General features: G+C 73.0%; 11 protein-coding genes. 4 read left to right on the forward strand and 7 right to left on the reverse strand.

The window, feature by feature from the left end; all coding sequences use genetic code 11:
- The first annotated feature begins 146 nt into the window (after positions 1-146).
- Together amrb99_RS28365 and amrb99_RS28370 are read left to right on the forward strand one after the other, a co-directional pair.
- Positions 147-1,475 carry a PhoH family protein gene (locus tag amrb99_RS28365; RefSeq protein WP_190861731.1) on the forward strand — a complete coding sequence of 443 codons (1,329 nt, stop codon included), beginning with the start codon at positions 147-149 and terminating at the stop codon, positions 1,473-1,475.
- 459 nt (positions 1,476-1,934) lie between these two features.
- On the forward strand, positions 1,935-3,014 hold the full coding sequence (locus amrb99_RS28370) for a lytic transglycosylase domain-containing protein (RefSeq protein WP_190861666.1): 1,080 nt from the start codon (positions 1,935-1,937) through the stop codon (positions 3,012-3,014).
- Between the two features lie 157 nt (positions 3,015-3,171).
- Here amrb99_RS28370 and amrb99_RS28375 read toward each other — a convergent pair whose 3' ends face one another.
- The 4 genes from amrb99_RS28375 to amrb99_RS28390 form a co-directional block, all read right to left on the reverse strand.
- Positions 3,172-4,572 (reverse strand): class II fumarate hydratase, encoded by a 1,401-nt coding sequence (locus amrb99_RS28375; RefSeq protein WP_190861667.1) that lies wholly within the window; start codon positions 4,570-4,572, stop codon positions 3,172-3,174.
- Positions 4,573-4,684: 112 nt separating this feature from the next.
- Complete coding sequence (locus amrb99_RS28380; protein WP_190861668.1) at positions 4,685-5,959, reverse strand: serine/threonine-protein kinase; 1,275 nt, start codon at positions 5,957-5,959, stop codon at positions 4,685-4,687.
- 159 nt (positions 5,960-6,118) lie between these two features.
- Positions 6,119-7,759 (reverse strand): fumarate hydratase, encoded by a 1,641-nt coding sequence (locus amrb99_RS28385; protein WP_190861670.1) that lies wholly within the window; start codon positions 7,757-7,759, stop codon positions 6,119-6,121.
- A gap of 1 nt (position 7,760) precedes the next feature.
- Entirely contained in the window at positions 7,761-8,678 is a 918-nt protein-coding gene (locus amrb99_RS28390) for a DMT family transporter (RefSeq protein ID WP_190861672.1), read from the reverse strand.
- A gap of 113 nt (positions 8,679-8,791) precedes the next feature.
- Between amrb99_RS28390 and amrb99_RS28395 the strand changes: the two genes are divergently transcribed.
- Both amrb99_RS28395 and amrb99_RS28400 read left to right on the forward strand, forming a co-directional pair.
- On the forward strand, positions 8,792-10,225 hold the full coding sequence (locus amrb99_RS28395; RefSeq protein ID WP_190861674.1) for an aminotransferase class I/II-fold pyridoxal phosphate-dependent enzyme: 1,434 nt from the start codon (positions 8,792-8,794) through the stop codon (positions 10,223-10,225).
- Between the two features lie 29 nt (positions 10,226-10,254).
- Positions 10,255-10,488: a hypothetical protein gene (locus amrb99_RS28400; protein WP_190861675.1), complete on the forward strand. Its 234-nt coding sequence runs from the start codon at positions 10,255-10,257 to the stop codon at positions 10,486-10,488.
- A 229-nt stretch (positions 10,489-10,717) separates the two neighbouring features.
- Here the strand turns inward: amrb99_RS28400 and amrb99_RS28405 are convergent, their stop codons facing one another.
- From amrb99_RS28405 to amrb99_RS28415, 3 genes are all read right to left on the reverse strand, one after another.
- On the reverse strand, positions 10,718-11,947 hold the full coding sequence (locus tag amrb99_RS28405) for an MFS transporter (RefSeq protein WP_190861677.1): 1,230 nt from the start codon (positions 11,945-11,947) through the stop codon (positions 10,718-10,720).
- Positions 11,948-12,044: 97 nt separating this feature from the next.
- Positions 12,045-12,842: an ABC transporter permease gene (locus amrb99_RS28410; protein WP_190861679.1), complete on the reverse strand. Its 798-nt coding sequence runs from the start codon at positions 12,840-12,842 to the stop codon at positions 12,045-12,047.
- Positions 12,839-13,792 (reverse strand): ABC transporter ATP-binding protein, encoded by a 954-nt coding sequence (locus tag amrb99_RS28415; protein ID WP_190861681.1) that lies wholly within the window; start codon positions 13,790-13,792, stop codon positions 12,839-12,841. Before amrb99_RS28415 ends, amrb99_RS28410 begins: the two co-directional genes overlap by 4 nt.
- Positions 13,793-13,857 lie beyond the last annotated feature (65 nt).

Genomic DNA, 13,857 nt, shown 5'->3' on the forward strand with positions numbered 1-13,857 from the left:
TCCGTCGCAGAGACCACCGCCCCAGGCCGTCGTCCCCTGACCGGGGTCTCCGGCCGTACGGGGGCGGACTGTCGCGCCACCGGTACATCCCCCATAGTCAGGGAGATCGAGTGGCCACAACCTCGCCGCGCCGTCCCGAGTCCGGGATCCCCGCCGGAACGCCCGTTCCGGTCCGGCGCACGTACGTCCTCGACACCAGCGTCCTGCTCGCCGACCCGGGGGCGATGACCCGGTTCGCCGAGCACGAGGTCGTGCTGCCCATCGTCGTCATCTCCGAGCTCGAGGCCAAGCGCCATCACCCGGAGCTCGGCTACTTCGCACGGCAGGCCCTGCGCACGCTGGACGACCTGCGGTTGGAGCACGGCCGGCTGGACGAGGCCGTGTCGGTGCAGGGGCCGAACGGGGACCAAGGCGGGACGCTGCGCGTCGAGCTGAACCACTCCGACGCGAGCGTGCTGCCGGACGGCTTCCGGCTCGGCGACAACGACACCCGCATCCTGTCGGTGGCGGCGTGGCTCGCCCGCGAGGGACGCGACGTGGTGCTGGTCTCCAAGGACCTGCCGATGCGGGTGAAGGCGTCCGCGGTCGGGCTCGCCGCCGAGGAGTACCGGGCGGAGCTGGCCGTGGTGGAGTCCGGCTGGACGGGGATGCGGGAGCTGGAGGTGCCGGGCGGGCTCGTCGAGGAGCTGTACGAGACGGGCGGCGCGGACCTGGAGGAGGCGCGTGACCTGCCGTGCCACACCGGCCTGCGGCTGCTGTCGGAGCGCGGTTCGGCGCTCGGCCGGACGCTGCCCGACAAGTCGGTGAAGCTGGTGAAGGGCGACCGGGAGGTGTTCGGGCTGCGCGGCCGGTCCGCCGAGCAGCGCATCGCCCTCGACCTGCTGATGGACGAGGACGTCGGGATCGTCTCGCTCGGCGGGCGGGCCGGCACGGGCAAGTCGGCGCTCGCCCTGTGCGCGGGCCTGGAGGCCGTGATGGAGCGGCGGCGGCACCGCAAGGTCGTGGTGTTCCGCCCGCTGTACGCGGTCGGCGGCCAGGAGCTCGGCTACCTGCCGGGGTCGGAGAACGAGAAGATGTCGCCGTGGGCGCAGGCCGTCTACGACACGCTCTCGGCGGTGACGACCCCGGAGGTCATCGAGGAGGTGGTGGACCGTGACATGTTGGAGGTCCTGCCCCTCACCCACATCCGGGGCCGCTCGCTGCACGACTCGTTCGTGATCGTGGACGAGGCGCAGTCGCTGGAGCGCGGCGTGCTGCTGACCGTGCTGTCGCGGATCGGCGCGGGCTCGCGGGTGGTGCTGACGCACGACGTGGCGCAGCGCGACAACCTGCGGGTCGGCCGGCACGACGGCGTCGCCGCGGTGGTGGAGAAGCTGAAGGGGCACCCGCTGTTCGCGCACGTGACGCTGACGAGGTCGGAGCGGTCGCCGATCGCGGCGCTGGTGACCGACATGCTCGGCGAGGTCGTCGCCTGACGGACCGCGCCGGACGCGGCGGGCGCCCCGCCGGCCCTCCTCGGGAGGCGCCGGCGGGGCGCCCCGTCTCCTGCCTGTGGACGGCCCTGTGGATAACCGCACGGAACGTGATCGTTAAACGCCGTACCGTCGACTTGTGATGAAGGTCACACGAACCGCCGCGGAGTAAAGGAACCGCAGGTCCCTCCCCGTTTTCGGGGAGGCGAACGGCGAGTTGACAACCGCACCACTCGCAGCATTTGTCTCGTTTCGGTTGCGGAGCAGGGCTCGGGCTCGGGCATTGTGTCTCCTCGTAAGCACCCCCAGAACGGTGCCGCCCGCAGCGCACCCCCCTGTAAAAGCGCGCGGGCGCGAGCCGCTCAGGGCCCGGAGCCGTCCGCGGTGCGGACGCGCCGCCGGGCCGGGGTGGAAGCAGTTCGCCCGCGTGTCCATGCGCGTGCGACCGTCGGAAGGACCGCCTTGTTCGGAGACCGTCCCGGGTCCCCTAGGCGAGACGAACGACAGAGCTTTGCCCCCGAGGAGCCGTGGTCGCACGCGGCCCCGGCCTCCGCCGAGACCCCCCGGCTCGGCGGCGCCGAGGCGTTCCCGGCCGCACCCGGCGACGAGGACGTCAAGGTCGCCGGTGCGGCGCCCGCGTTCGGCGCGCCCCCCGCGGGCGACACCCTCGGCTTCCAGCCCGTCTCGCAGGGCGAGTCCCCGGCCGGCGCGACCGGCGTCCTCGCCATGGGAGCCCCCGGGCCCGAGGGGCAGGACGCCGGCGAGCCCCGCGACGAGATCGCCTTCGGCGCCGGCTCTGCCGCCGGTCCCGCCCGCCGCTCCGGCCCCCGCCGGCTCGGCGCCTCCCGCTCCGCGTCCGGCCGGCCCGGCGGCGCGCGCCGCTCCGGCGGCGGCCGCAACGGCCTGAAGATCGCCGCGGTGGTCGCGGGCGCGCTGGTCGTGGTCGGCGGCGGTGGCGCCGCGTTCGCGATGACCGGCGGGTCCGACGACGGCGGCACCAAGACCGTCCAGCCGAAGAAGCTGGCGGACGCCGCCGCCGCGCCCAAGGTCGACCCCATGGTCATGGAGCAGATGCGCCGCAAGGAGGCCTACGAGCGGGCCTCCCGCGCGACCCGCCAGGACCCGGCCAAGGGGCCGAAGCTGCAGGCCAAGGGCAAGCCGATCCCGACCCCGACCCCCACGAAGACGAAGTCCCCGAGCGGCGGCAGCGGCGGCGGCCCGTCCGGCGACCCCGTCCCGGCGGGCGAGGCTCAGCAGATCGCCAAGAGGCTGCTGCCGAGCTACGGCATGAGCGGCTCCGGCCAGTTCGGCTGCCTGGTGAACCTGTGGAACAAGGAGAGCCACTGGAACACCCACGCGGCGAACCCGTCCGGCGCGTACGGGATCCCGCAGGCGCTGCCCGGCTCGAAGATGGCGAGCGCGGGGCCCGACTGGCAGAACAACGCCACGACCCAGATCAAGTGGGGCCTCGGCTACATCAAGGACCGGTACAGCACGCCCTGCGGCGCCTGGGCGCACTCGCAGTCCAGCGGCTGGTACTAGACCGCGTCCGGAAGCACAGGAGAGAGGGGCGGGCCCGCCGGGCCGCCCCTCTTCTCGTCTCCGCGGCGCCATGACGGCCTCTCGCGGGCGAACCCGCCGCCGCCGTGCCCGCGCCGCCGCGCGCGCCCCCTGACGCCTCCAGCGGCCGCTGAAGCCGTCAGCCGCGGGACGCGTTGGTCATGCCGAGCACGTCCAGCGCCGCGTCCAGCTGCTCCTCGGTGAGCTTCCCGTCGGCGACATGCCCGCGCTCGATGACGACCTCCCGGATCGTCCTGCGCTCCGCGAGGGCCTGCTTGGCGACCTTCGCCGCCTCCTCGTAGCCGATGTAGCGGTTCAGCGGCGTCACGATCGACGGCGACGACTCCGCGTACTCGCGCAGCCGGTCGACGTCGGCCTCGATGCCGTCCACGCAGCGGTCCGCGAGCAGCCGCGACACGTTCGCCAGCAGTGTGATCGACTCCAGCACGTTGCGGGCCAGCATCGGCAGCATCACGTTCAGCTCGAAGCTGCCCGCCGCGCCGCCGAACGCGATCGCCGCGTCGTTCCCGATCACCTGCGCGGCCACCTGCGTCACCGCCTCCGGGATCACCGGGTTCACCTTGCCCGGCATGATCGACGAGCCGGGCTGCAGGTCCGGCAGCCGGATCTCGGCGAGGCCGGCGCGCGGCCCCGACCCCATCCAGCGCAGATCGTTGGCGATCTTGTTGAGGCTCACTGCGACGGTGCGCAGCGCGCCGCTCGCCTCGACGAGGCCGTCCCGGGCGCCCTGCGCCTCGAAATGGTCGCGGGCCTCGGTCAGCGGCAGCCCGGTGACCCGCGCGATCTCCGCGATGACGCGGGCGGCGAACCCCTCCGGCGTGTTGATCCCGGTGCCGACCGCGGTGCCGCCGAGCGGCAGCTCCGCCAGCCGCGGCAGCACCGCCTCCAGCCGCTCCACGCCGTGCCCGACCTGCGCCGCGAACCCGCCGAACTCCTGCCCGAGCGTCACCGGCGTCGCGTCCATCAGGTGCGTGCGGCCCGACTTCACCACCGTCGCGAACTCGTCCGCCTTGCGGGCCAGCGCGTCGCGCAGGTGCCGCAGCGCGGGGATCAGCTCGTGCACGACCGCGCCGGTCGCCGCGATGTGGATCGACGACGGGAACACGTCGTTGGACGACTGGGAGGCGTTCACGTGGTCGTTCGGGTGGACGGGCCGGCCGAGCCGCTCCTCCGCCAGCGTCGCCACGACCTCGTTGGCGTTCATGTTCGACGACGTCCCGGACCCGGTCTGGAACACGTCGATGGGGAACTGGTCGTTCCAGCGGCCGTCCGCCACCTCGCGGGCCGCCTCGCCGATCGCCTCGGCGACGTCCTTGTCCAGCACGCCGAGCTCCGCGTTCACCGCCGCGGCCGCCGCCTTGATCTGCCCCAGCGCGGCGACGTGCGCGGGCTCCAGCCCGCGTCCCGAGATCGGGAAGTTCTCGACGGCCCGCTGCGTCTGCGCCCGCCACTTCGCCGCCGCCGGCACCCGGACCTCGCCCATGGAGTCGTGCTCGACCCGGAATTCCTGCTCCGACATGAAGCCACCTCCGTGGGGGACGTCCCCTGGGAGCCCCCGCGCAATCGTCACCGCCGTCCTTCATGGCAGCGGCGCGGGGCGCCCGCGCATTCCCGCGCGGGCGCGGCCGTGATCAGCTCCCGGAGCCCTTCGCCACGGTGTAGCTGACGCGCTCACCGGGCTTGCCCAGCGGTTTCTCCTGGCCGTTCACCCACACGTCGCAGGCGGACGCGTCGTAGATCACCGCGTTGATGTGGGCCTCGCCGTACCGGCGCGCCTCGCCCGCGGCGAGCGTCTCGTCGCTCAGTATCCGCATCGCGGTGCCGGGCACCGACACGAAGATCTTGCAGGAGGCGTTGCGGGCCCGCACGACCAGCGTGCTACTCGCGACGCCGGCCGGCGGGGCGGCCTCGCCGGGCCGGCCGGACGGGGTGGAGGCGCGGGACGTCGGGGACGGCCCCGGGCTCTCCCGCATCATCCCGACGATCAGCGCCGTGGCGCCGATCCCGCAGGACGCGACGGTCGCGCCGATCAGCGCGATCACCGCCATCAGCCGGTAGCGGGGCGTCGCCTGCCGGCGCCCGGCGCGCGGTCCCGCCATGGCCCGCTCCAGCCGGTCCACCGCGCGGGCGTGGCTGAGCCGGCGCGTCGGGTTCTTCTCCAGCAGCCCGGTGATCACCGGGCCGAGCGCGCCGGCGTTCTGCGGCGGCGGCGTCGACTCGTTCGCCAGCGCGCTCAGCGTCGCAATGACGTTGTCGCGCTCGAACGGCGGGCGGCCCTCCAGCGCGGCGTACAGCGTCGCGCCGAGCGACCACAGGTCGGAGCGGGGCGTGGCCTTCTCGCCCGCGGCGACCTCCGGGGCGACGTACGCGGGGGAGCCCATGAAGTGCCCGGTCTTGGTCAGGCTCGCCGAGCCCGACGAGAACGCCAGCCCGAAGTCGGTGAGCACGACCCGGTCGCCGTCCAGCAGCACGTTGCTCGGCTTGAGGTCGCGGTGCACGATCCCGGCCTTGTGCGCGGTGTTGAGGGCCTCCAGCAGCCGCCGCCCGATGTGCGCGACGCGCTCGGGCGGCAGCGGGCCGTCGCGCTCGATGAGCTGCTCGAGGTTCGGCGCCTCGATCAGCTCCATCACGATCCACGGCCGGCCCTGTTCGGTGACGACGTCGTAGACCTCGACGATGGAGTGGGTGCGCAGCTGCGCGGGCGCGCGCGCCTCGCGCAGGGTACGGCGGAAGAAGACCACCCGGTCGTCCTGGGAAAGGTCCTCGGGGAGCCGAAGCTCCTTGATCGCCACCGCGCGATCGAGGAGCTCGTCATGGCCCCGCCACACGGTGCCGTTGGCGCCCTGACCTATTTCCGAGACCAGCCGATAGCGCGTCGCCAGCACGAGGCGCTCTGACTGAGACATGGCGGAAAAGATACCGGAGTGGCCACGCGGTCACCGGGGAGACGTCTCCACCAAGTTGGATTTAGCCCCAATATGTGACCTGCCGCCCCGAAACGCCCCGGAATCGGGCCGTCAGGACCCGGATTCCGGGAGCGCCGAGGGTGGTATCGTGCGGCCGGGTCAGCGGCGGCCGATGGTGAGGACGGGGCCGGTGGTGTCGGCGAAGAAGTCGCCGCCCTTGTCGTCCACCACGATGAAGGCCGGGAAGTCCTCGACCTCGATCTTCCAGACGGCCTCCATGCCGAGCTCCGGGTACTCCAGGACCTCGACCTTCTTGATGCAGTCCTGCGCGAGCCGCGCCGCCGGGCCGCCGATCGAGCCGAGGTAGAACCCGCCGTGCTCCTTGCACGCGTCGGTGACCTGCTTGGACCGGTTGCCCTTCGCCAGCATCACCAGCGAGCCGCCCGCCGCCTGGAACTGCTCGACGTAGGAGTCCATCCGGCCGGCGGTCGTCGGCCCGAACGAGCCCGACGCGTAGCCCTCCGGCGTCTTCGCCGGCCCCGCGTAGTAGACGGCGTGGTCCCGCAGGTACTGCGGCATCGGCTCGCCGGCGTCCAGCCGCTCCTTGATCTTGGCGTGCGCGATGTCGCGCGCCACCACCAGCGGCCCGGTCAGCGACAGCCGCGTCTTCACCGGGTACTTGGTCAGCTCGGCCCGGATCTCCGCCATCGGACGGTTCAGGTCGATCTTCACGACCTCGTCGTTCAGGTGCTCGTCGGTGGTGTCGGGCAGGTACTGCGCGGGGTCGGTCTCCAGCCGCTCCAGGAACACGCCCTCCGCGGTGATCTTGGCGAGGGCCTGCCGGTCCGCGCTGCACGACACCGCGATCGCCACCGGGCAGGACGCGCCGTGCCGCGGCAGCCGGATCACCCGCACGTCATGGCAGAAGTACTTGCCGCCGAACTGCGCGCCGATGCCGAGCTTCTGCGTCAGCTCGAACACCTGCAGCTCCAGCTCCAGGTCGCGGAAGCCGTTGCCCAGCGGCGAGCCCTCCGTCGGCATCGTGTCCAGGTAGTGCGCCGACGCGTACTTGGCCGTCTTCAGCGCGTACTCGGCGGACGTCCCGCCCACCACGATCGCCAGGTGGTACGGCGGGCACGCCGCCGTGCCCAGCGAGCGGATCTTCTCCTCCAGGAAGGACATCATCCGCTTCGGGTTCAGGACGGCCTTGGTCTCCTGGTACAGGAACGACTTGTTCGCGCTGCCGCCGCCCTTGGCCATGAACAGGAACTTGTAGGCGTCGCCCGGCGCCGCGTACAGCTCGACCTGCGCGGGCAGGTTGCTGCCGGTGTTCTTCTCGTCCCACATCGTCAGCGGCGCCATCTGCGAGTAGCGCAGGTTCAGCTTCGTGTACGCGTCGTACACGCCGCGCGAGATGTGCTCCTCGTCGCGGCCGTCCGTCAGGACGTGCTGGCCGCGCTTGCCCATGACGATCGCGGTGCCGGTGTCCTGGCACATCGGCAGCACGCCGCCGGACGCGATGCCCGCGTTCTTCAGCAGGTCCAGCGCCACGAACCGGTCGTTGGGGGACGCCTCGGGGTCGTCGAGGATCCGGCGCAGCTGCGCCAGGTGCGCGGGCCGCAGCAGGTGCGCGATGTCGCGCATGGCGGTCTCGGTGAGGAGTCGGAGCGCCTCCGGCTCGACCTGCAGGAACGTCCGGCCGTTCGCCTCGAACGTGGAGACCCCGTCGGAGGTCAGGAGCCGGTAGTCGGTCTCGTCGGGGCCGAGCGGCAGCAGGTCGGTGTAGGAGAACTCAGGCATCTCAGGCAGATCCTCGCGCGATTCCGATGGGGGCCGCCTCACAGGGTACGACCCGGCGCCGCAGCCCGAGGACGACCCCCACGGCCACCAGCGCCGCCCCCGCCAGGTCCGCCGGCCCGGGCCGGCCGAGCCCGAGGACCACCGTGGTGACGACCGCGCTGACCGGGATCATCCCGGCGAACAGCCCCGCCCGGTCCGCGCCGAGCCGGCCGAGCGCCCCGTACCAGAGCAGGAACGCGATCACGGTGACGATCACCGACAGGTACGCCAGCCCCGCGAACTCCGCGCCGGTCGGCGCCCGCAGCACGGCCGTCCCGTCGGTGGCCAGCCCGACGGCCAGCAGCATCGGCGCGGCGATCGCCGCCGAGTACGCCGACACCCGCACCGGGCCGAGCGTCGGCAGCAGCGGGACGGCCAGCAGCGAGAAGCACACCTCCCCGGCGAGCGCGCCCAGCGACAGCAGCAGCCCCCGCAGGCTGCCCCCGCCGAGCCCGTTGGCGAGCGCCGCCCCCGCCGCGACCACGCACGCCGAGGCCACCACCGCCGGCGCGGGCCGGCGGCCCTCCAGCAGCGGCCCGACCAGCGCCAGCACGATCGGCACCGTCGCGATCACCGTGCCGATCGTCGCCGGGCTGGTGTCCCGGGTCGCCGCGACGATGCACACGTTGAACGCGACCAGGCCCGTCCCCGCCAGCGCCGCCAGCAGCGCCCACTCCCGCGCCGCCGGACGCCGGACCGGCCCGCCGCGCAACCGCGCCACCGCCAGCAGGATCGCCGCGGCGACCGTGTACCGGACGGCCTGGCCGCCGAAGACCGGATAGTCCGCGATCGTCGCGGACACCGCGGTCAGCGTGCCGACGAGGAACATCGCGGTCCCGGCGGCGGCGCCGCCCCCGAGGGAGAGAGAGGAGATCTTCATGACTCGAACGCTAGAAGCCCGTTGGACCTGGACACAGAGCCAATGGCTACCATCGATCATGGACCAATCTCGGGCAAGTGACGCATGAACGCCCGATCGACGCTGAGTGTCATGTGACCGACCTCCATCTCCCACTCGACCGCGGGGCGGGACGGCTGGCCGCGCAGATCGCCGCGGGCTTCCGCGCGGCGGTGCGGGCCGGGCGGCTGACCGCGGGCACCCGGCTGCCGTCGAGCCGCGACCTCGCCCGCGACCTCGAGGTGTCCCGCGGCGTCGTCGTGGCCGCCTACGAGCAGCTGACCGCCGAGGGCTTCCTCATCGCCCGGCGCGGCGACGGCACCCGCATCGCCCCCCTCGCCCGCCCCGACGACCCCGTCCCCGCCCCTCCCGCCGAGGACCCGGCCCCCGCCGCGCTCCCGTCCTGCGACATCCCGCCCGACCCCGGCGCGCTCTACGACCTGTGGCCCAGCCAGCCCGACCTGTCCGCCTTCCCCCGGGAGCGCTGGATCGCGGCCACCCGCGCCGCGCTGCGCACGCTCCCCAGCGACGAGCTGACCTACCCCGACCCCGGCGGCGTCCGGCCGCTGCGCACCGAGCTGGCCGGCTACCTCGGCCGGGTCCGCGCCGCCGTCGCCGACCCCGGCCGCGTCGTGATCATGAACGGGGTGGCGCACGGGCTGTCCGCGCTGGTCCGGGTGCTGATCGCGGACGGCCATCGCGCCCTCGCCGTCGAGGACCCCACCAGCGTCCGGCAGCTGCCGATGCTGGAGGCGTCCGGCATCCGGCTCGTCCGCGTCCCCGTGGACGCCGACGGTGTGGACGTCGCCGCGCTCGCCCGCACCAACGCGCGCGCCGTCCTCGTCACGCCCGCCCACCAGTACCCCACCGGCGTCGTGCTGTCCCCGTCCCGCCGCGCCGAGCTGATCGCCTGGGCACGGGACGTCGACGGCGTGATCCTGGAGGACGACTACGACGCCGAGTTCCGCTACGACCGCGAGCCCGTCGGCTGCCTCCAGGGCGTCGACCCCGACCGCGTCGTGCTGCTCGGCTCCGTCAGCAAGGCCCTCGCGCCCGCGCTGCGCCTCGGCTGGACCGTCGCCCCCGCCCGCCTCGCGACGCGGCTCCGCGAACATCGCGGCCAGACCGACCTCGGCGCGCCCGTCATCGAGCAGTACGCCCTCGCCGAGTTCCTCCGCAGCGGCGGCTACGACCGGCATCTGCGCACCATGCGGCGGCGCTACCGGTCCCGCCGCGACGCCCTCGCCGACGCGCTCGCCACATACGTGCCCGGCGCGACGGTTCACGGCGTCTCAGCGGGCATCCACCTCTATGTGGAACTCCCGCCCGGATCAGACGAGGACGCGGTCATGGCCCGCGCCGCGCGGTCCGGGGTGTCGGCGGCCGGCGCCCGCGAGATGTGGTCCGCCGAACGCGCCGCCGGCGCGCCCCCCGCTCTCGTGCTGGGATATGCCCGAATTGCCGAAAGTCGCCTGGTCAAGGCGGCACAGCTGCTCGGCAAAGCGGTTACCGGGGGGACGGAAGGGTAGGACCAACATCCCCGGTGTAGGAGGTATGGATGAGTCTGGATGAGGCCGCACGGCAGCTGAAGATGGCCGGTCACGACGCGCAGGTCGCCTTCGACTGCGTCGGCCTGGGCGACCTCGAACGCGCACAGGAGCACGCCGTCACCCTGCGCGCCGCCGCCGACGCCGCCGAAGTGGCGCTGAGCCGGGCGCTCCAGGACCTGACGCCGGAACAGGCCCAGGTGGAAGGCGAGAAGGCCGTGAGCGCACTGGAAGAGACCGTGTGATCCCAGGGGGGCGACCCCCTGGAACCCCCGTTACGACGGAGGACGCGTTTCCCGCTCCGCTGGCGCTCCGCGGGAAACGCGTCCTCCGTCGTCGGGCAGGCACGCTGCGCTCGCTGCACTCGCTCCGCGTGCCTGCCCGTGGCCGTGGTTGAGGTCCGGCCTTCCGTACCTGGTTCAGCCGGGCCTTCCGTGCCTGTGTTCAGCCGGGCTGCGCGGGGTGGGGGCTTGCCTAGGCGAAGGGGCGTTCCATGGCGGGGGTGGTGGGGTCGGCGCCCTCGACCGGCTTCGGGTCGAAGCCCTTGGCGGTGACGAAGACGACCAGGATCAGCGCGGCCGGGACGATGAACGCCAGCCGCAGGCCGTGGTCGTGGCTGACCGGCGCGATCGCGCCGACGACGGCGGCGCCGAGCACGAAGCCCACGTAGTTGAAGATGTTGACGCGGGCCACCGCGACGCCGAGGCCGGTCGGGTCGACGCGTCCGGCGGCGGAGAAGGAGACCGGCGCGATCACGCTGAGGCCGAGGCCGGCGACCGCGAAGGCGGTGATGGCGACGGCCGCGTTCGGCGCCGCCACCACGCCGACCATGCCGATGATGCCGACCAGCCCGCCGAGCCGCACCACCTGGACCGGGCCCGAGCGGCGGACGCCGAGGTCGGCGACCGCGCGGCTGATCACCATCGTGATCTGGTAGGCGACGTAGCCGAGCGGCGCGACCCAGTCGGCCGCCGACAGCTCGTCGTCCAGGTACTTGGCGCCGTAGCTGGAGATCGCCGAGTCGGCCAGGTAGGCGACGGCCATCGCCGCGCCGACGATCAGGATCGGGCGCCACGGGACGCTGCGCTCGGCGGCCTTGAGTTCCTCGGCGGACGGCCCGTCGCCCTCCTCCTCGCGCCGGTACAGGCGCGGCCCGGTGGCGAGGGACGCGACGATGCCGACGGCGGCGGCGATCCCGAAGCCGGTGAGGAGCGAGAGGTCCATCTTGTTGGACGCCGACGCCCACAGGCCGCCGAGGATCCCGGCGACGGACCATACCGCGTAGAAGCCGGTGATCAGGCTGACGCCGTACCGCCGCTCCACCGCGATGGCCTGGGCGTTCATGGAGGCGTCCACCGCGCCGACGAACAGGCCGAACAGCGCGACCGCCCCGTAGAGGGCGATGTCGTTGTCGCCGGTGGCGCCGATCAGCACGATGGTGACGGCCACGGCGGGCTGCGCGACCCGCAGCACGAGGCCGCTGCCGAACCGCTTGAACAGCGCGCCCGAGATGACGCTGCCGACGCCGGCGATCAGCGGCACCATGAGCAGCACGAGGGAGAGCGTCCCGTCGCTGAGGTGGTGCGTATCCTGCATCTTCGGCACCTGCGTCACCAGAGAGGCGAAGCACAGTCCCTGGACGGCGAAAGCGGCGTAGGCGGAGACCCGCGCCCGGCGGTCCCGCTCGGTGATGCCCTCGCTCATGCGGTCCGACCTCTCTGCCTGACGAAATGTGAAGAAGATTCGCGTCAGCGTAGAGACAGGGTACGCGCCGGGTCAATCATCCGGGAAGACGTCCCGATCAGTCGATCAGCCGCCTCCGCATGCCCCGGACCGCCAGTATCCACATCAGGCCCGCGAACGCCACCAGGGCCCCCAGATGCCCGAGGTCGGTGAGCGGCCGCAGCCCGAACACCGCGTCCCGCACCAGCTCCACGCAGTGGTACAGCGGGTTCACCCGCGCCGCGTACCGCGCCCAGTCCGGCAGCGCGTCCACCGGGAAGAACGTCCCGGCCACCAGGAACAGCGGCGTCACCACCCCGGTGATCACGTAGTCGAACGAGTTGATCGACGGCACCACCGACGACGTCCACATCCCGAACAGCCCGAACCCGAGCGCCAGGAAGAACACCATGAACGGCACCAGCAGCATCCCGAACGACGGATCGAGCCCGAAGAACAGCGCCACCACGATCGGCGTGCAGGAGTACACCGACGACTTCGCGGCGATCCACAGCGCCTCCGCCGTCACCAGCTCGTGCACGTCCACCGGCGCCGCCAGGATCGCGTCGTAGGTGTGCTGGAACGACCGCCGGATATAGGAGTTGAACATCCCCGGGAACACCGACGTGAACAGCGCCGCCGTCCCCACCACGCCCGTCGCGACGAAGTCGAGGTACCGGTAGTGCCCGACCGCGGCGACCATCGACCCGAACCCGTAGCCGAACGCCAGCAGGTAGAACGTCGGCTCCACCATCGACGCGAACGACTGCGTCATCCAGTACCGCTTGTACAGGGCCAGCTCGTGCCGCCAGATCCCCTTCAGCGGCGCGACCTCGAAGCGCCGCAGCCGCGGCGCCCGCCCGGCCTCCACGGTCATTCCACCCGCTCCCCGGTCAGCACGACGAACACGTCCTCCAGATTGGCCGCGCGGCGCACGCCGTCCGGCCCCAGCTCCTCGTCGAGCGACGGCGCGATCGTCTCCGCCTTCAGCACCGACACCGACGGGCCGGTCCGCCGCGTCGGCAGCCCCGCCGCCCGCGCGACCCGCTCGACCTCCGCCAGCCGGTCGGGCGGCCCGTAGTGCTCCACCACCCGCTCGCCCGCGTACCGCGCGACCAGCGCCGACGGCGACCCCCGCGCGATCACCCTGCCGTGCGACATCAGCGCGCACTCGTCCGCCAGCCGCTCGGCCTCCTCGATGTAGTGCGTCGACATCAGCACGGTCGTCCCGCGCGAGCGCAGCCCGTCGATCAGGCCCCACAGCTCCGCCCGGACCTGCGGGTCCAGGCCCACCGTCGGCTCGTCCAGCAGCACCAGCGCCGGACGGTGCACCAGCCCCCGCGCGATCAGCAGCCGCCGCCGCATCCCGCCCGAGAGGTCGTCCACCTTCGTCCCCTGGCGCTCGGTCAGGTGCGCGATCGCCAGCGCGTCGTCCACGGCCGCGCGGCGCTCGCGCCGCGGCACCCGGTACAGGTGCGCGAAGATCTCCAGGTTCTCCCGGGCGGTCAGCTCCTCGTCCAGGTTGTCCTGCTGGGGGACGACCCCCATCGCCGCCCGCGCCTGCTTCGACTGCGCGGGGACCTCGAACCCCAGCACCCGGATGGCGCCCTCGTCCGCCACCGCCTGCGCGGTCAGCATCTTCATGGTCGTCGACTTCCCGGCGCCGTTCGGCCCGAGCAGCCCCAGGCAGCTGCCCGCGGGGACGTCCAGGTCCAGCCCGTCCACCGCGGTGAACGTCCCGAACCGCTTGACCACGCCGCGCAGGCTGATCGCCGCCGCCCCGGCCTCCCCCTCCTTGGCCGCGAGCTGCGCACGTTGCACCGTCATGCCGTCACCCTAGGTACCGGTCCCGGCGAAACCCATCCATTTTTCTCGGGGTCCCCCGCCGCGGG

The sequence above is a fragment of the Actinomadura sp. RB99 genome, from assembly GCF_014706005.1.
In the GTDB taxonomy this organism is placed as follows: domain Bacteria; phylum Actinomycetota; class Actinomycetes; order Streptosporangiales; family Streptosporangiaceae; genus Spirillospora.